The organism is Streptomyces sp. B15 (assembly GCF_018070605.1).
Taxonomy (GTDB): Bacteria; Actinomycetota; Actinomycetes; order Streptomycetales; family Streptomycetaceae; genus Streptomyces; species Streptomyces smyrnaeus.
This window is the reverse complement of the sequence record NZ_JAGPXJ010000017.1, coordinates 50,110-67,137: the sequence shown is the minus strand read 5'-3', so window position 1 is coordinate 67,137 and position 17,028 is coordinate 50,110. Positions and strand designations below refer to the sequence as shown.

The 17,028-nt window shown below is 68.4% G+C and carries 15 protein-coding genes and 3 pseudogenes; 7 read left to right on the top strand and 11 right to left on the bottom strand.

The features are described from left to right. Window positions 1–102 precede the first annotated feature (102 nt). Both KBY19_RS10950 and KBY19_RS10945 read left to right on the top strand, forming a co-directional pair. Window positions 103–1,125 carry a hypothetical protein gene (locus KBY19_RS10950; protein ID WP_210965671.1) on the top strand — a complete coding sequence of 341 codons (1,023 nt, stop codon included), beginning with the start codon at window positions 103–105 and terminating at the stop codon, window positions 1,123–1,125. A 140-nt stretch (window positions 1,126–1,265) separates the two neighbouring features. Further along, window positions 1,266–2,015, top strand: a complete 750-nt coding sequence (locus KBY19_RS10945) for a transposase family protein (protein ID WP_210965670.1) — start codon at window positions 1,266–1,268, stop codon at window positions 2,013–2,015. Here KBY19_RS10945 and KBY19_RS10940 read toward each other — a convergent pair whose 3' ends face one another. Beyond that, the gene (locus KBY19_RS10940) at window positions 2,016–2,396 is read right to left on the bottom strand and encodes an MOSC N-terminal beta barrel domain-containing protein (RefSeq protein WP_099876867.1); all 381 of its coding nucleotides are present in this window, start codon (window positions 2,394–2,396) and stop codon (window positions 2,016–2,018) included. Window positions 2,397–2,813: 417 nt separating this feature from the next. On the opposite strand from KBY19_RS10940, the gene KBY19_RS10935 reads away from it, so the two are divergent. Next, on the top strand, window positions 2,814–3,089 hold the full coding sequence (locus KBY19_RS10935) for a hypothetical protein (protein WP_099876869.1): 276 nt from the start codon (window positions 2,814–2,816) through the stop codon (window positions 3,087–3,089). A 2-nt stretch (window positions 3,090–3,091) separates the two neighbouring features. Here the strand turns inward: KBY19_RS10935 and KBY19_RS36380 are convergent. Both KBY19_RS36380 and KBY19_RS10930 read right to left on the bottom strand, forming a co-directional pair. After that, window positions 3,092–3,590, bottom strand: a pseudogene (locus KBY19_RS36380) (hypothetical protein); the annotation flags it as partial. 20 nt (window positions 3,591–3,610) lie between these two features. Then, window positions 3,611–4,630: a YafY family protein gene (locus KBY19_RS10930; protein WP_210965669.1), complete on the bottom strand. Its 1,020-nt coding sequence runs from the start codon at window positions 4,628–4,630 to the stop codon at window positions 3,611–3,613. A 129-nt stretch (window positions 4,631–4,759) separates the two neighbouring features. Between KBY19_RS10930 and KBY19_RS10925 the strand changes: the two genes are divergently transcribed. Together KBY19_RS10925 and KBY19_RS36375 are read left to right on the top strand one after the other, a co-directional pair. Further along, the gene (locus KBY19_RS10925; RefSeq protein ID WP_210965668.1) at window positions 4,760–5,497 is read left to right on the top strand and encodes an NIPSNAP family protein; all 738 of its coding nucleotides are present in this window, start codon (window positions 4,760–4,762) and stop codon (window positions 5,495–5,497) included. A gap of 449 nt (window positions 5,498–5,946) precedes the next feature. Next, window positions 5,947–6,193, top strand: a pseudogene (locus KBY19_RS36375) (IS5/IS1182 family transposase); the annotation flags it as partial. A 31-nt stretch (window positions 6,194–6,224) separates the two neighbouring features. On the opposite strand, the gene KBY19_RS10920 reads toward KBY19_RS36375, so the two are convergent. Together KBY19_RS10920 and KBY19_RS10915 are read right to left on the bottom strand one after the other, a co-directional pair. Further along, window positions 6,225–7,052 (bottom strand): trans-aconitate 2-methyltransferase, encoded by an 828-nt coding sequence (locus KBY19_RS10920; RefSeq protein ID WP_210965667.1) that lies wholly within the window; start codon window positions 7,050–7,052, stop codon window positions 6,225–6,227. Beyond that, window positions 7,049–9,271, bottom strand: a complete 2,223-nt coding sequence (locus KBY19_RS10915) for a cytochrome P450 (protein ID WP_210965666.1) — start codon at window positions 9,269–9,271, stop codon at window positions 7,049–7,051. Before KBY19_RS10915 ends, KBY19_RS10920 begins: the two co-directional genes overlap by 4 nt. 311 nt (window positions 9,272–9,582) lie before the next feature. On the opposite strand from KBY19_RS10915, the gene KBY19_RS10910 reads away from it, so the two are divergent. Beyond that, window positions 9,583–10,137, top strand: a complete 555-nt coding sequence (locus tag KBY19_RS10910) for an EF-hand domain-containing protein (protein ID WP_099876875.1) — start codon at window positions 9,583–9,585, stop codon at window positions 10,135–10,137. A gap of 39 nt (window positions 10,138–10,176) precedes the next feature. Here the strand turns inward: KBY19_RS10910 and KBY19_RS10905 are convergent. Together KBY19_RS10905 and KBY19_RS10900 are read right to left on the bottom strand one after the other, a co-directional pair. Continuing rightward, window positions 10,177–10,303, bottom strand: a pseudogene (locus KBY19_RS10905) (IS5/IS1182 family transposase); the annotation flags it as partial. 85 nt (window positions 10,304–10,388) lie between these two features. Continuing rightward, on the bottom strand, window positions 10,389–11,177 hold the full coding sequence (locus KBY19_RS10900; protein ID WP_210965665.1) for an SDR family NAD(P)-dependent oxidoreductase: 789 nt from the start codon (window positions 11,175–11,177) through the stop codon (window positions 10,389–10,391). A 122-nt stretch (window positions 11,178–11,299) separates the two neighbouring features. On the opposite strand from KBY19_RS10900, the gene KBY19_RS10895 reads away from it, so the two are divergent. Further along, window positions 11,300–11,938 carry a TetR/AcrR family transcriptional regulator gene (locus tag KBY19_RS10895; protein WP_099876882.1) on the top strand — a complete coding sequence of 213 codons (639 nt, stop codon included), beginning with the start codon at window positions 11,300–11,302 and terminating at the stop codon, window positions 11,936–11,938. A 564-nt stretch (window positions 11,939–12,502) separates the two neighbouring features. On the opposite strand, the gene KBY19_RS10890 is transcribed toward KBY19_RS10895, so the two are convergent. From KBY19_RS10890 to KBY19_RS10875, 4 genes are all read right to left on the bottom strand, one after another. Beyond that, the gene (locus KBY19_RS10890) at window positions 12,503–12,664 is read right to left on the bottom strand and encodes a hypothetical protein (protein ID WP_210956415.1); all 162 of its coding nucleotides are present in this window, start codon (window positions 12,662–12,664) and stop codon (window positions 12,503–12,505) included. 49 nt (window positions 12,665–12,713) lie between these two features. After that, window positions 12,714–13,610, bottom strand: coding sequence for an RNA polymerase sigma-70 factor (locus KBY19_RS10885; RefSeq protein WP_099876893.1), 897 nt, complete (start codon window positions 13,608–13,610; stop codon window positions 12,714–12,716). Between the two features lie 92 nt (window positions 13,611–13,702). After that, on the bottom strand, window positions 13,703–14,920 hold the full coding sequence (locus tag KBY19_RS10880; protein ID WP_210965664.1) for an NAD(P)/FAD-dependent oxidoreductase: 1,218 nt from the start codon (window positions 14,918–14,920) through the stop codon (window positions 13,703–13,705). A 286-nt stretch (window positions 14,921–15,206) separates the two neighbouring features. Continuing rightward, complete coding sequence (locus KBY19_RS10875) at window positions 15,207–16,736, bottom strand: bifunctional aminoglycoside phosphotransferase/ATP-binding protein (protein ID WP_210965663.1); 1,530 nt, start codon at window positions 16,734–16,736, stop codon at window positions 15,207–15,209. Window positions 16,737–17,028: the final 292 nt, after the last annotated feature.

Genomic DNA, 17,028 nt, shown 5'->3' with positions numbered 1-17,028 from the left:
ACAGCGGTAGTGCAGGCTGCTGGAACGGACGTCTGGCATACGCTACACAGGCGCGTGGCAGGGTGGGTGGGCCGCGGGGACCCTGAGCGGGAGGCAGACGCCATGCGCCGGCTCCAAGACAGTGCTGACGAAATCGCTGCAGCGGAGCCACAGCGTGCCGAGGCTGTACGCGGTCGGCTTGAGGGGTTTTGGCAGGGTCAGTTTGAGCGGTATCTGATGGACCTCAACCCGGAATCCCGCGAGGAGGCTCGCGCAGGCCTGGACCGCTTGGTGAAATCGATTGCTCCCCCGGAGACGGGCCCATCACAGCGCATCAACGTGACGCTGAGCGGCGGTTCCGGGTCGAACAACAACAACATCGGTTTCATCGACGGTGACGTCGGGCACATCGGCCACGTGTACAGCCGGCCGCCCCTCTCGCGCGCCGAGAAGGTCGACGAGTTAGCTGGCCATGTTCGGGACTACACCGGACTGCTGGGCCCCGACCATCGCAACGTGCTCATCGGTCGGGCCAACCATGCCAACGCGGTGGGCGAAAGCGGAGACCCTTCGGAGGCCGCGCGGCTGTACGGCGAAGTGGTACGCCACTGGTCCAGTTTGGCCGGGCCTGATGACCCGGAAGTGCTCATGATCCAATACCAGCATGCGCATTGGGTCGGCGAGGCGGGGCAGACAAGGGAAAGTGCAGAACTGTACGAGGATTTGATACCCAGATTGGCACGAGCACGCGGGGCGGATGACCACTACGTACTTCAGGCTCGCAGATGGCACGCCATACTTGTGGCAGAGGCTGGCGACCCAGTGCGGGCTGTGCGTCTCTATGACGAGCTGATCGCTCATCAAAGCCACCTTTTCCCCGACGACCACGTTGACATGCTCGAAGCGCGCTGCTTCCAGGCGCAATGCATTGGCGCTGCTGGAGACGCAGCAATGGCCGCACAATTGCATGATGAGCTGCGTAGCGATCTGCGTCGCACATTGGGCTCAGACCACACTTCAGTCGTGATTTCAGAGCACTGGTCAAGCTTTTGGCGCACCTACGAAGAAGGGACCCAGCTAGGGTGGCGCGTATTTCATCCAGTTTCCTTTTATAGTCCGTCATTGCGCGATAGGGAGCGTCACTAGAGGTCAGAGTTGAGCCTTGGGAGACTGCACCTCTTCCACCCTGACGGGTGGTTGGGCTGGCAGTCCCGGCAGCTGGCATGAAGAAAGCTCCTGGTAGACGGGTTCACGACCAAGATCACCAGTCCGCCAGGAGCTCTCGCGTGCTTGTGTACCCGTCCGGCATCGATCTGTCCAGCCGCACTCTGCGGCATCTCTCCGGTTTTCTCGCAGGTCACCGCCGTCGGATGGGTTCGCGCTGGCGGCGCCTGACCTGCGGCCGACAGGCCATGCTCGTCCTGGCCCAGCGCTGCGGCGACACCTACGCCCGTCTTGCCGCTGGGTTCCGCATCGGGATAGTCACGGCCTACCGCTACATACGCGAGGCCGTCGACCTCCCGGCCGCCCTTGCGCCCACGCTGGAACAGGCTATGACGACCGTCCGGATGAAGGCGTACGTGATCCTCGACGGCACCGTGCTGTCGATCGACCGCATCGCCGCCGACCGGCCGTACTACTCCGTGAAGAAGAAGTACCACGGGATGAACGTTCAAGTCCTCGCCGATCCCGCCGGACGCCTGATCTGGGCCTCGGACGCGTTGCCGGGAGCCACACGCGACCTGACCGCGGTGCGGGTCCACGGCATTCCCGCCGCCCTTGCCGCAGACGACATCAAGTGCTGGGCCGGCAAGGCGTATCAGGGCGCTGACCCTGCGATCCTGTGTCCCGATCGGGGCGAGCACCTGCGCGGCTGGCGCCGACGTCACAACCGCGATCACGCCAAGATCCGCAGCCTCGGCGAACGCGCCATGGCCATCCTCAAGTCCTGGCGGTTCCTGCGGAAGCACCGCTGCAGCACCACCCGGATCACAGCCGTCGTCCGTGCCGTCCTCGCCCTCGAACTCGCCACCTGATCAAGATGGAAAAGGCTCACTGATAGGCAACTGGTCGAAGTGAGAGATTGCCCCCTCGCGAGCTACCTCGACGTCCTCGCGACCGAGGTAACGACGAAGATAGGCATTCCGGTCCGGTACCACCGTGCCCCTCGGGTCGAGCAGTTCAGGCTCACCAGCGTCGTCCACGTACCGGGAACGCAGTTGCAGCAGTCCCTGCATCCTGCGGAAGCGACGGGTGTTCTTCCCCGAGCCGAACTTGCCGTGAGCGTCGCGCACTGCGAAGAGACGGTCGCCGACAAACCCTCTTTCCTCGACCTCCGCTTGGTCGAGTATCTCGCCCCCTGTCGACTTGATCGGATACCGCCAGATCCGTTCGATCAAGCCCGCTTCGGTTACCATCCGGATGAGGCTACAAGAGCGAGGGTCTACTCACTGGCCGGGCGGGACTGACCCGAGCCCGGACACGCCGCCGACCCGGCAAAGGCGAGATCCAACTTCCTGTCCGCGCTCAACACAGGCGAAGCGCACGGACGGGGCGCCATGTGGCGCGTTCCTCTGCCCTCCTGAGCGCCGACTCTTGCCCAAGAAGGCCCGCAGCAGCGGGTATTGGCGAGGAAGCAATGCTTCTGAGTGAACAGCGGCGATGCTTCTGCTTCCGTGAGGGAGTGCCGGGCATGTCCCTGCTGAGAGGTCGTTCTCGCCTGGCCCTGGCGCTGCGGGAGGCGGCGGCAAGCGGGCCAAGGCGACCCGAGAGGAAGGGAATCGCACATGAACCTGTGATCGCTTGTCCGCCGTCCGGTCATCGCCACCGTCACCGTGGGGCTCGCCGCCACGACGTCGATCGGGGTCACCGCGCCTGCACCCAGCGCCGTCGCATTCCGCGACTACCAGTGCCGACACCTGGACTACGACTCCGGTCTGCGCATGCTGGACGGATTCAACTGCACGCCCTTGTTCATCAATCATGAACCCATGGAAAACACTCTGATCACGAAGCCGGACAGTCGACGCTGGCTCTACGAATGCGAGATCGTCAAAGTCGTCGTGGGCAGCAACAACGATATCGTCGGCGCCCACTGCAACCCCATCTGAGGTTATCCCGTAAATGCTCTCTGTCGTGCTGGATGGCCTGCTGGTCCCTGCGTCACCCAGCAGGGACAGTTGTGCATGCGGGCGATGCCGAGCATGTCGTGATGGACGCCGTCGCCTTTGTAGCGCAGCCGCGCGCAATCTTCCCTGCCGGAAGTTCGGCCGGCCGCTCTCGTGGCGGTGCGGGTGACCAGGCCGGTGCCCCCGTGGCCGCCGCCCCGAGCACCGTGTTCTTCCCGACGGCACCCCTGGCGCCGGACAGCTCCCACGCCTTGCAGTCGTTGCGATTCCCGGGAAGGGGACGGCCGATGGTGACGCGCCGGGTGTCGGTGTCGAAGACGACCTGGTGGCCGGCTGCGTACCTGTAGCTCTTCGGCTGCTCGGCCCTGGTGTGGCCGCGGGTGGGAACCGGGGTTCCGGCCACGATCAGCACGGTGTCCTTGGGGGGCACTGTTTGCGCCGCTGGAGCGCGGGCGCAGGGTCGAGGTGGTCGATGATGCGGTCGGGCGTCAGGGTGTCCCGCCTCATTTGATGTTGCTGGTGAGTGAGCCAGTCGACTCTGCCACGCCGGCGGATCCGTAGGCTTCGGCGAGTACGCCCACTGTGTCGGCCATGGCTTGGCGCAGTTCGGTCGGCGCGACGACCTCGACGTGGATACCGAGCCGCAGCAACTCACCGCACGCGTGCTCGATGCTCTCGGTCGGGATGACCGCCTCGACCCATCCCTCGTCCCCGACGGCGGTCGCGGTGGAGTCGACTGCCCGCACCACCTCCGGAGGGACGTTGTCGGGCAGGCGCCGGCGTCCCTGTGGGGACAGGCGGACAGTGGCTCTGCCGGTGTAGCGGCGTGTCTGGAAACCGTCGAGGTAAGAGGTCCAGTACGCGCCCAGGTCGAAGTCCTGCGGCCGGTCGAACCGCTCGTCGCTCAGCACCGCGTCGAGGACTTGGGTCACCCGGTAGGTCGCGATCCGGTTCTTCCCAGCGGCCACGAGGTACCAGACACCGGACTTGAGCACCAGGCCGTAGGGTCGAAGGCGGCGACGTACCTCTTGCGGCGCGCGCCAGCGACGGTAGCGCACGTCCACCGCACGCTGGGTGATCACCGCATCGACGAACAAGGTCAGATACGGCGTCTGCTCGGGTTCCCGGTACCAGCCGGGAGCATCCAGGTGGAACACCGCCGCGCTCCGCTCGGCCTCCTCACGCAGTCCCGTCGGCAGCGCGGCCAGCAGCTTCAGCCGCGCTGCCGTCACCTCAGCCGCGAGCCCCAGGTCGGCGGCGGGGCCGGGCAGCCCGGCGAAGAACAGCGCCCGCGCCTCGCCCTCGCTCATCCCGGTCAGGCGGGTGCGATAGCCGTCGACCAACTGATAGCCGCCTCCGCGCCCCGGCTCCGCGTAGACCGGGACCCCAGCGGCCTGCAAACGCGCCACGTCACGGTATGCGGTCCGGACAGACACGCCCAGTTCCTCGGCGAGCCCTCGCGCGGACGTGCGGCCACGGGATTGCAGCAACAGCAGCACCGACAGCAGTCGACCGGCAGACATGGGCGCATTCTCCCCCGAAACCCTGACAGCACCTGGCACACAGCTCCCCTACCGTCAGCTCACCGCCCGGCTCCGACCGAACGAGCCGGCATCACGTGCCCGCAGTTCAAGACTCAACAGGAGCCTGCCGTGACCCTCACCAACCCTGCCGACTCCCCTGCCGTGATCGAGCTTCGCCAGTACACGCTGCGCTCCGGTCGGCGCGACGAGCTCATCGAGCTGTTCGACCGGGAGTTCGTGGAAACCCAGGAAGAGGCCGGGATGGTCGTGCTCGGCCAGTTCCGGGACCTCGGCGATCCGGATCGCTTCGTCTGGCTGCGCGGGTTCCGGGACATGGCGGCACGGCACCACGCACTGACGGCCTTCTACGACGGCCCTGTCTGGGCCGAGCACGGCCCCCAGGCCAACACCACCATGATCGACTCCGACGATGTCCTCCTCCTGCGCCCCCTGTCGGACCAAAGCGCCTTCAACGTCTCCCCCTCCGAGCGGCCCCAGGCCGGCACTTCGGCACCGAACCGATTCGTGTCCGCCACCGTGTGGTCCTTCCCGCCCGGACGACAGGAGGGCACAGCCCTGATCCGGGACGGTCTCCTCCCCCTGCTGCAGAAGACGGGACCCGCGCCGCTCGCCGCCCTCACTTCCGAGACGGCGCACAACACATTCCCCAGGCTGCCGATTCGCACCGGGGAGAACGTCGCCGTTGTCCTGACCTCGTACCCGGACGAGAGCGCTTACCGACGGCACCTCGCTGACGTACTGGCCCATCCCCTCGCACAGGAGATCCTGCGGAGCATCGAGCGAGAACAGACAACAGCCCCCCGGACACTGCGGTTGGCGCCCACAGGCCGCTCGCTCATCTCCTGACCTGTCTCATCTGACTGCTGCCGCTGAGCGTCTCTACGGACCGCAGGACGCGCTGCGCGCCGAGATGATCCTGGAGTACGAACGGCGGGGCACTGTCTGGCACGCGAAGGGCTGACCGTAACCACCGGGCCTTCCCAGGCCGGACCTCTCCCACCAGGCCCCACTGAGCACCGCGTCCGGACCGTCGCGAGGGTGGCACCCGCCCGACCGGCAGCTCCGACGGCCGCGCGTACGGCCTCGGCCTGGAGAGCAGGCCGCTGCCCGGCGGCGGCCCCTACTGGGGACGCAACGGACTTCCTCGGCTACGAGCCGGCCGCCGGCGCCACCGTCGACGGCAGGCAGGCCACGGTGAACCTCGGTCCGGGCAGTGGAAGTTGCGGACCGGTACCGCCTGACGGGACGTGCCCGAGCGGAACGGGCCCTTGGCCACGCTGCACACCCGTTTCCGCCGCTGGGCCAAGGACGGCACCTTCGCCCGGATGCTCCAGGCCGCCCAGGCGGAAGCGGCCGCCACGGGCGACATCGACTGGCTGGTGTCGATCGACCAGCATCGTCCGCGCCCACCAGCACGCCACCGGGGCACGAATCCGGGGCGAGGCCGCCCGGCCCTCGGAAGGCCCCGGGGCGGCCTGACCGCCAAGTACACCTGGCGGTGGACGGCCGGGCCGCCCGCTCGCTTTGGCCGTCACGGGCGGGAACACCGACGACTGCGCCCGGTTCACCCGCGTCATGGAGGCGATACGGGAGCCCCGCTCGCCTTCTTGCGGCCTTGTACCGAGATCAGGCTGATACCGGTGTCGGTGAAGTCGGGAGAGCGGTGGAGCTCACGCATTGCTGCCATGTCCTGGCGGGTGAGTAGGCCCTTGTCCAGCAGGGCGGGGACGGCTTGGTCGAACGTCGCCGTCCAGAAGGCATCGGTCGCGCTTCGATCGCCGACGGTGCCCAGAGCGGTGGAGGACTCGACGTCACCCAGGCCGAGCTCGATGAATCGGCCGGCAAGCTTGTCGGCCCAGCGCAGGTCGGACCCGACCGTCGTGGCGAGCAGCTCTTCGCCGGCCCGGGTGACCCTTTTGAACACAGGATGCGGGGAGGTGTCGGCGAGCCGGACGGAGAGGTCCTCGACGACCAGCCAGCCGCCGGGGCGGACCCAATCGACGGCCCGCCGGAGCAACTCCTCGCGTTGGGGCAGGTGGCACAGCAGGGCGCGGGCATGGACGAGGTCGAACACCTCCGGCGGGAAGTCCTCGCGAACGGCGTCGTGCCGGAGCACTCGGATCGGTGTGCGGGGCGGGAAGCGCAGGAACCGGGTGTCCGTGTCGGTGGCTGTGACCTGCCCGAGGGGGCGGTGGGCGGCCAGCCAGGCGGCGACCGACCCCGCTCCGGCGCCCAGGTCGAGACAGCGCGCGTCCTCGGGCAGACCGAGACGGCTGAGCACGCGGAAGGTCGCCGGATCGAACGCGGCCTCCAAGGTGTGCAGGCGGGCTTGTTCGCCGGGGACGTGGTGGGCGACGTAGCTGCTCGCGTAGCCCTCGGGTACGTGTGCCGCTTCGGTCACAGGGTGACCTCCAGTCGGCTGGGGCAGCGGTTGAGGAAGCCGGCCGGTTCGGGTCGGAAGCCGTGCGCCCAACGCAGGCGGGGGTATCGCGCGATCAGCAGTCGCAGACCGGTGGTGATCTCGGCGCGGGCCAGATGCGACCCGAGGCAGAAGTGCCGGCCCGCGCCGAACGCGAAGTGGGTGGCCGCGCCGCCGTACTCCCGGTCGAGACGGCCGTCGGCGCGGTGCAGTGCGAAGCTGTCCGGGTCCGGGAAGCGACGGGGGTCACGGTTGGCCGAGCCGATCAGACAGGCGACGGTGACGCCCGCGGGTACCCTCCCGGAGGGCAGGTCGACCTCTTCGCGCGTCTGCCGGAGCACCAGCTGCAGGGCCGGATCGCGGCGCATCGTCTCGGCGAGCGCCAGGTCGATCGCCGTCGGGTCGGTGCGTATCGCGTTCAACAGCCCGGGGACCTCCAGGACGTTGGTGATCAGGTTGGCGAGGGTGCCGTGGCTGGTCTCGCTGCCCGCGGTCATCAGGATCGCGCAGCACCCGCGGACGTACTGCTCCGACAGCGGTCTGCCGTCCACCGTGGCGGTCAGCAGGGCGGAGATCAGGTCGTTGCCGGGGCGGGCGCGTCGGGCGTCCAGGTGGGGCTGGAGGTAGTCGTAGAAGTCGTCCCGATTGGTGAGGCCGTGCGTCAACAGGCCCGGGTCCTGCCGGTAGTTGCCCATGTAGGAGAAACCCACGGTGCACCAGCGTTTCAACCGGGCGACTTGCTCGGGTGTGTCGGCGGGCAGCCCCAGCGCGCGGGCCATCACCTGGATCGGCAGAGGGGTGGTGAACTCGGCGACCAGGTCCACCTGCCCGCGGCCGCGTAACCGTGCCACCAGACCCCTGGCGACGTCGTCGATGGAATCCTGCAGGATCGTCAGGGCCCGGCTGCGGAAGGCCCGGGTGAGCGGTGCGCGGTGCGCGGCGTGCTCCTGACCGTCCATGGACACGATGCTGTGGCCGAGCAGCGGGGCGATCTGCCAGGTGTAGTTCTCGTTGCTGAATCTCGGATCGGTCAAGGCCGCGCGTACATCCGCGTGCCGGCTCAGCAACCAGGTATCGGTGGGCTCGTCATAGGCGATCGGCATGGTGTCGCGCAGCCGCCGATACAGCGGATAGGGGTCGATTTCGAAAGCCCGTGACTTCAGCGTGGGCGGCGTCAGCGAGGTGTCCATGACGCTGACGCGGGAGTGCGGGCCTCCATCGGCCTGCAAGTGGTAGCGGGAGACGCCCGCGTGCCAGTCGGCGGAGGCGCGCATCGCCTGTTCGAGTCGTCCGATCCGCGCTACCTGGTCCGCGGTACGAGAGACGGACGGCAGATGGGCGAGGTGGCGGAGTTTGCGGGCGGTGAAGTCGTCCGCGGCCGCGACGATCATGTCGCGGGCCGTGTCCAGCGATTCCTGCCAAGGGGTGCGATGTTCCCCGGCGAGAAGCGTGACCAGGTTGTAGGGCTCACCGTGCACGAGGTCCTTCGCGACGGAGTGGATGTCGTTGGTCCAGGCGATGACATCCGCCGCGAGAGCGCGCAGGTCATGCCAGCACCCCTCGCCGCACGGGTCGGTCGCCGGGACGGCACCGTCCGCGGCTTCGATGAGATCGAAGAACAGCAACGCGCCGAACGCCTCGCGCCGAAGCTCGGTGTACTCGGCCACGGTGCAGGCCGCGCCGCTTTCCCTCATCTGCACCACAGCCTGCTGTGCGCGCAAGTGGTGGAGCAGATCTCGGCGCAGGCGAACCTGCCACGCCGTGTCGCCCAGGGCCCGGGTGCGCGGCCACAGGTCGGTGGCCAGAGCGTGCAGCATCGGGTCACGGCCGTCCGTGCCACCACCGGACCCCACGATCGACTCGACCTCGGCGGAGAAACGCCGTAGCGCCCCACCTTCGCCCCAGGGCCCGTCGTCGACCCGGTCGTCGAGCACCAGCGCCCACAGGAACCAGTCCATCAAAACCGCCGCGCCGGGCAGCGGGGCCGGACCGGCCAGCGCCACTGCCAGGTCCAGCAGGGCCGACTGTTCAAGTCTGGCCCGGCCCCTCGGCCCGATCAGGCCGTGCCGCTCGGCCCAGGCGATGGCGTCGTCGCGCAGGGCGCCCGCATGCGGAGGGGTCGGCGGTGGCTCGAACGGCAAAGCGACCGACGGGACGACGAACGCGGGAGCTACCGGGTGGGCCGGCGGGGCAGGCTGCATCGCTCTTCCTCACATGCGCTGGAGCGGGCTCGGCCGGGATCACCGGTGCGTGCTCGCACCGGTGGGCGGCCCTGGCGCGGAGCCGCCGGTTACCTCGACGGTGCACCGGCGATGCCCATCACCGCCCCGTACAGACCTGCAGCTTCCTCCATACGAGTGAAGCTGCTTCCGGATGGCAGGTTTCCGCCTGCCGATGGGTAGCCAGCGGCCTGTAGTCGCGAACTCGACGACTTCCCACGGCCGTTGTCACCGCTCTCGCCGCCTGGCGCAACAGCGGACCCAGCGGCACAAAGGAACGGAGAGTGCAAGCCATGACCGCTGTCCACAGTTCGATACTGAGTACCAAGCTCCGCCGCATGTTCGCCTTCCTCGACACCGACCAGGACGGATTCCTCACCGAACAGGACCTGACGGCCATCGCCGACCGCCTGGCCGATTCCGTCTCCACCCAGCCGGAGAAGGCGCAGCGGCTGCGGGAAGCCCTCGCCGTCATCTGGGACCCCCACCTGCGGCACATGGACGACGACGGCGACGGGCGGATCAACCCGGACGAGTACGAGCGCGGCGTCCGTGCGTCCATCGCCTCCGACGAGTCCGCACTGGTCTCCGCCCTCCACGATGTCGTTGCGGCCTGCCTGGACATTTGCGACACGGACAACGACGGCCTGATCACCCTGAACGAGTACACCCTGCTCGGCCAGGCCGTGAGCGGCGGCACCCCTGAGGAGATGGCGGCCGCTTTCACCAAGCTCGACCTGGACGGTAACGGCACCCTCGGCCCTGAAGAGATCCGCACCGCTGTGACCGGGTACTTCACGAGCGAGGACACCGAAGCCCGCGGCAACTGGCTCTACGGCCCGCTGTAACCGCCACCGCCGGCGACCGCGGGATGACGGGCCTGTCCGCCGACCCCGCCGCACCGCACCCGCGCCCTCGTCGCAACGCGGCCACCGACCTGCCCGAGCGGCGCGGGTTCAGCCCAGTGAAGGGAGCTATCCAGGACGGCTCCGACGCCGTGGTCACAACTGCCACAGCCCGTCATCATCGCAAGGCCCGATCGCTTCACCTTGAACAAGATGGGCGCCCGCGACTGCACGCTCCGTACTGCAATGCCGGCTCAAGCTGCGTTGTCGGCTTCGGGTTGGAGCGCAGGGCCGAGCAGCAGGCCCCCGTCCAGGACGAATTCCGAGCCCGTAGCGAAAGTTGCGTCCTGGGAGGTGATGAAGAGCAACAGCCGGGTGATGTCAGAGGGTTCGGCGAGGCGGGGAACGGCGAAGGGATCGGGCGAGTAGAAGTCGGCGATGGCCGGCTGGCCTGCGACGGTGGGTTCGTTGATCAGCGGTGTGGAGACGACGCCGGGGTGGATGGAGTTGACCCGGATGTTGTCCCGTCCCAGCTCCAGCGCGGCCGTCTTGGTCAGCCCGCGCACGGCCCACTTGCTGGCGGTGTAGGGGGCGTAGAAGGCCGTGCCGACGTGGGCCATGGTCGAGGCGATGTTGACGATGGTTCCGCCGCCACCCCTGCGCATCGACGGAGCCACGGCCCTGATGCCGAGGAACTGGCCGGTGACATTGACGCTGAAGGTGTGCTCCCAGGTGCGGAGTTCGGTGTGCTCGATAGGGGCCGCCGGGTTCTGGACGCCCGCGTTGTTCACCAGGATGGTGATCGGCCCGAAGTGGCCTTCGACTTCTCGCACCAGTGCCGCCCAGTCGTCCTCGCTGGCGACATCCAGGTGAACGGACAGAGCCCGATGACCGAGCTGAGCAGCGAGATCGCGGCCGGCGTCGTCGTCGCGGCCGGCAATGACGACGTTCGCCCCCTCGGCGTGGTAGCCCCGCACATGACTGCTGCCCATACCCCCGCTGCCGCCCGTGACGATGACGGTCTGGCCCTCAAAGCGTCCCATGATGCTTCCTTCCAGGCTTGCAGTAATGGTGAGCCGAGTGACTCACCTCCTCTCTCAAGGTAAGAGCAGGGTTGGAGGTGAGTCAAGTGACTCACCTTGTAGCGAGAGGCATACTGGAGGGCATGACGGCACAGCCTTCGGAATACCACCGGCGCGTGGCAGCGCAGAAGCGGACGTCCATCATCGAGGCAGCGACGAAGCTGTTCCTCGACTCCGGCTACGACGGCACCTCGCTGGCCCGCATCGCCGAGGCGGCCGGAGTGTCGAGGGCGACTCTGTTCAAGCAGTTCACCACCAAGGCAGCCCTGTTCGAGGCGATCGTCACCGAATACTGGCAGGTCGACGACGAGGAGGCGCCCCTCCCCGAGCAAGGGAACCTCCGCGCAGGACTTGAGACCATCGGACGCCGCTACGTGGACCTTCTCACCCAGCCCGGCATGGCCGCCCTCTTCCGCATCGTCATCGCCGAGGTACCGCGCTTCCCCGAGCTCGGCGAGACCCAGTTCAATCTCGGCAAGATGCCCTACTTCGAATCGGTCCGCCGCTACCTGGAAGCGGAAAACGCCGCCGGCACGGCACGGCTTGACGATGCGGAGATGGCGGCGACCCAGTTCCTCGGGATGATCTCCAACTACGTGTTCTGGCCGCGGATGCTGCTCGCGCGCTGGGAGCCCGACGACTTCGCCATCACCAACGCGGTCGACCAAGCGGTGCTGACCATGCTCGCCCGATACGGCGCGCCGGGGACCCCCGGCGCCTGAGGCACCAGGCGCCCCACCGCTCTGCGTAACCACCCGATATCTCCCGCACAGGCAGGCGACCCCGTCGGATACACAGTCGCCCACACAGCGCCGGAGCTCCTTGGAACTGCCACCTTCGGGTTGGAGGCGCACCCGATGTCCGACTTCGGCGAGTTGCCGATCATCCAGCAGGCGCTCGGAGTCACCGCGTGGGTCTTGAGGAAGACGCGATAGGTTTCGTCGCCCTTCTCCCGGACTGTTCCGACCGCCCGGAAGTGCTGCGCCAGCCGGGAGATGTCGATCTTGCCCTGCTGTTCGTGCGGGTCTCCCTTGGTCAGCAGGACACCCAGGAGCTCGTCGTGGCTGCACCTCGTGGAGCGGTGGTTCGCCGAACTCACGCAAGAGAAGCTCAAGCACGGTGTCCACCGCTCCGTCCAAGCGCTCGAACGCGACATCCGCAGCCGGCTCGCCAACTGGAACGAGGACCCGAGGGCCCGTGCGGTATCTGTCTTCGGGGAGTACGTGTTGGCAAGGGTGGCAACCTGCTCGTTGCTGGTTGTTTGATCCACGGAATCATCCTGGAGGTCAATGCCGTCCGGCCAGCCGGCCGCCAGCGATGGTGGACACGCTGCCGGCGTTGAACGGCGCCCTGTCACCGGCCAGGAACGCGACCAGGTCGGCGACCTCCCCGCTGCCCCGGTCGGCGCAGTGCAGGGGCAGCAGCGAAACCGTTCCATGCGCCGTCATGGTCATCAATCTGCTTTCTTTTCTGATCCGAGACCCAGTCCGTTGGTGTTCAGTGAAGAGTGAGCGGGATTGCGGAAGTGACGTGGGACAGCTTTTCGGGGTTGCGGACGTAGTAGAGGCCGGTGACGCGGGCGTTCTCGACACTGATCGCCATGACGCCGTCGATCTCGCCGTCCAAGCGGACGAGGAGTGCCGGGTTGCCGTTGATCACGGTCGGATCGGTGGTGATCGTGCCTCCGACCTTGCCGATGCCGCCGGCGAACATCCGGGCCACCCGCTCGGCGCCGCTGACCGGCCGCAGCGCGGCGTGCTTGATGCCGCCGCCGTCGCTCATCAGGACGACGTCGGGGGCAAGTACATCGAGGAGGGCCTGCGGGTCGCCGATTTCCACGGCGCGCCGGAACGACTCCAGGGCCGCCTGGCCCTCGTTCGAGGAGACCACCTGGCGGGGGCGACGGGCAGCGACGTACCGGCGTGCGCGGTGGGCGATCTGGCGGACGGCCGCAGGGCTCTTGTCGACGGCGGCCGCGATCTCGCCGTAGCTGATGTCGAAGACCTCGCGTAGCACGAAGACAGCACGCTCGGTCGGTGACAGCGTCTCGAGGACGAGCATCAGCGCCATCGACATGCTCTCGGCCAGCTCGACGTCCTCGGCCACGTCCGGCGCGGTGAGTAGCGGCTCGGGCAGCCAGGGGCCGACGTACGCCTCCCGGCGACGCTTCACGGTACGCAGCCGGTTGAGCGCCTGGCGGGTGGTGATCCGGATCAGAAAGGCACGCTGGTCGCGCACCTGCACCCGGTCGGCCTTGACCCATTGCAGCCAGGTCTCCTGGAGGACGTCTTCGGCGTCGGCCGCCGATCCGAGTACCTCGTAGGCGACGGTGAAGAGCAGGTTGCGGTGGGCGAGGAAGGCCTCGGTCGCCGGGTCGGCGGCCCCCTTGCTCATCTCTCGTCCCCGCTCCTCGTCCTTCGCGGTAGGCCGTGGTGGCCGACCGCGTTCGCGTGCGTTCGTAGCAGGATCCTCGCGGTGAACATCGGTCAGGCCGCCCGGTCGGGGGCGGCCGGTGCCTCGGCGTGGTGGGCGCCGTTGGCGTGCAGCAGCTGCCGACGCTTGGCGACGCCTCCCGGTGCGCGGTGCAGGCGGAACGAACCAGGCTTGTGCGCCTCCTTGGACAGGTGCCCGGGGATGCCCTTGCAGACCATCTCCTTGATTCTGGCTCCCATGCCCTCGTCGATGTGCAGCCACACAGCGACATCGGACCGATTGGCGAACTGATAGATGCCGGCGCTCCGGCCCAGGCTGATGCACTGGGCGTAGAACCCCTGGTGGATGGTCTCCGGCTGCTCGCCCGAGAGTCGGCTGAGCACGGTGTCGGCGGCCCGCGCGCCCAGCGGTGTCGCGTTCAAGCAGCTCATCCGCAGCGGTTGGTTCGACGGTGCCGCCGAGTCTCCGGCCGCGAGAATGCGCGCGTCGTCCACGCTCGTCAGCGTCTCGTCGGTGAGCAGACGACCCACGGCGTCGATGCTCAGCCCGCTGCGCGCGGCCAGGTCGGGAACGCCGAAGCCGACGGTCCAGATGGTGACCTCGCTCAGCAGCTCACGACTGTCGGCGAGCCGCACGGCGTCGCGGGTCATCGCCGTCACCTTCGCGTCGGAGCCGTCGATGACCGTCACACCGAGCGTGGCCAGCCGCTTCGCAACCGAGCGCCGGCCCCGCGTGTGCAGGTACGGGCCGAGCACGCCGCCACAGACCAGAGTCACCCGGCGGCCCTGTTCCGCCAGCTCGGCGGCGGTCTCGATGCCGGTGGGGCCAGCACCAACCACCGTCACCGGAGCCGTCGTGGGCGTGGCATTGAGAACCGCACGCAGCCGCTGTGCCTCCTCCAGGGTGGCGATCGGGTAGGCGAACTCGGCCGCGCCGGGCACGCTCGGATCCGCGCTGCCACTGCCCACGGCGTAGATCAGGTAGTCGTAGTGGAGCGTGCTGTCGGCCGCCAGCCTCACGCTGCGCTCGGCCGCGTCGATCCTGGTGACGGTGTCGACCACGAGCCGGACCCGCTCGGCCAGGACATCCTGGTAGGCGACGACCGCGTTGTCGGACCCGCCCACCAGCTGGTGGAGGCGGACCCGGTGGACAAGATCCGGGCGCGGGTTGATCAGCGTCACGGTCACGTCGGTGCGCAGTGTCAGCCGATTCGCGGCCATCACGCCCGCGTATCCGCCACCGATCACGACCACATGCGTGTTCCCGGTCATGGTTGTCTCCTCCGTTTGCGGGTGTCCGGCCATAAGTCACCGCACCATCGACCGCTGTGACAGGGTGTGAAGCAGATCACTCACTTGCCCCGGCGGGAGCTGTGCCCGCATCGGCCCGCCAAGGTGGGTCGCCTGCCGCACCCGCCGCCCGCTGTTCCGCACCAACCGCGAGGCCCCGGCCGGATCGCTGACGCTGGAGGTGTGCCCTGCGACCGGCCGGGCCTGGCTCCCCTGCCGCCGCGCTGAGGAGCTTTTCAGGGGTGCCGGGGGCCGGGGCCCGGCTGCCTCAGTCCGGCTCCATGTAGGGGCGGCGGAAGACCGGTGCCTGGCTGGTCCCCCACGGACGTACGGCTGCCAGTGCCTGGGCGACCGCGGACTCCAACGGGCCGCTCGTATCGACCGCGACCGCTTCGGGCCAAGGCGCCTCCCTGGCCGCCATGGCCTGGGCGATGTCGACGTCGGCGTCGGATGTTCCGCCGGCGCGGGTGCTCAGGCGGGCCGCTGACACGTCGTCCGGCACGTGGCAGTGCAGGGCCACCAGGTCGGCGCCGACGCCTTCGGCAGCCCGCAGTGCCGCTTCACGCTGTCCCGAATCGGACCACGTGGCGTCCAGGACGACGGACTCACCGGAGGACAGCAGGGCGGCTGCGCGTTCCAGCAGAGTGGTGTATGTCCTGGCTGTCCACTCCGGCGTGTAGAGGCCTTCGCCGTAGTTCGCGGCGGCGGACTGCTCCACGGGGAGGCCCGCCAGCTCCTTGCGGAGGCGGTCGCTGCTGAGCAGCGTGACCCCCAGCCGGTCCGCCAGCGCGCCGGAGAGCGTGGACTTCCCGCTGCCCGGCAGACCGCCCACGAGCGTCAGGCACACGGTGGAGGTGCGCAGGTGACGCAGCGCTGCCGAGACCAGCCGTCGTGCCGCCGACTCCGCGCCCGGCGCACCCTGGCGGGCCTGGATCAAGGACACCTTGGCGCGGACGAACGCGCGATAGGCGACATAGTGATGCCGCAGGGAAGAGGGGGCGGGGTCACCGGAGTACTCGCTGTACCGGGCGAGGAAGTACGCCGCGGCCTCCGGTGCGCCGAGCTGTTCCAGGTCCATGACGAGGAAGGCGGCGTCGTCGAGGCCGTCGACGTAGCGCAGATGATCATCGAACTCCAGGCAGTCCAGGATGCGAGGGCCGTCGTCGAGGCAGAAGATGTCCTCGGCGAGAAGATCGCCGTGGCCGTCGACCACCCGCCCCTGCTCGATCCGGGAGTCGAACAGTTTCTTGCGGCCGGCGAGATAGCGGCGAACCAGCCGCTCGATCTCGTCCACCTCTTCGGGCGCGAATCCGTCGGCTGTCATCGGACGTACCTGCGCGAAGCCGGCCTCCCAGCGCGCGGACAGCGCGTCCCGCGTGCCCTGCTCGTCCACCTCCCGGCCGCGGGGCGCCTGCGCGTGCCAGGCGGCCAGTTGCCGTGCCACGGTCCGCAGGGAGTCATCGACAACGGCCCCCTCTCGTACCAGGCGGGAGAGGCGGCGGTCCGCGGGCATGCGGCGCATCACCACGAGTGGTTCGGGCGCCTGCGCACCGGGGCTACGGAGCTCGCCGAGACCCGGATAGACATCGGGGGCGAAACGGCGGTTGAGATCGACCTCGCGCTCGCACGCGGATCGGCGAGCCGACACCGTTGTGTAATCCAGGAAGCCCAGGTCAACCGGCTTCTTGAGTTTGTAGGCCCGGTCGCCGGCGAAGAACACGACCGCGGTGTGGGTCTCGCACACCTCCGCCCGTGGCTCCGGAGGCACCGACCCCCTGTGGGCGCCACGCTCAGTCATGAGAAGCGGACCAGCGACTTTGCATGGCGACGCCCTCCGTCGCGTAGGAACACCGAAAGTGACGGTAGATGTCTCTCTACCCAGGAATACCCCAATCCCTGCCGCAGCGCATGTGGCCGGTGGCGTCTGCCGGACCTGCTTCCGTTGTCGAACGAAGCCTCATCCGTTCGATAATGGAAGCAGGTGGGGGACGGACCAGCGACCTGCTGGAGGTCAGCTCCTGACGTCACAAGGTTCGCCGTACGCATCCGACCCACCGCGCGGCGCACGGCCCGGCCGCACGAAGTCGTGT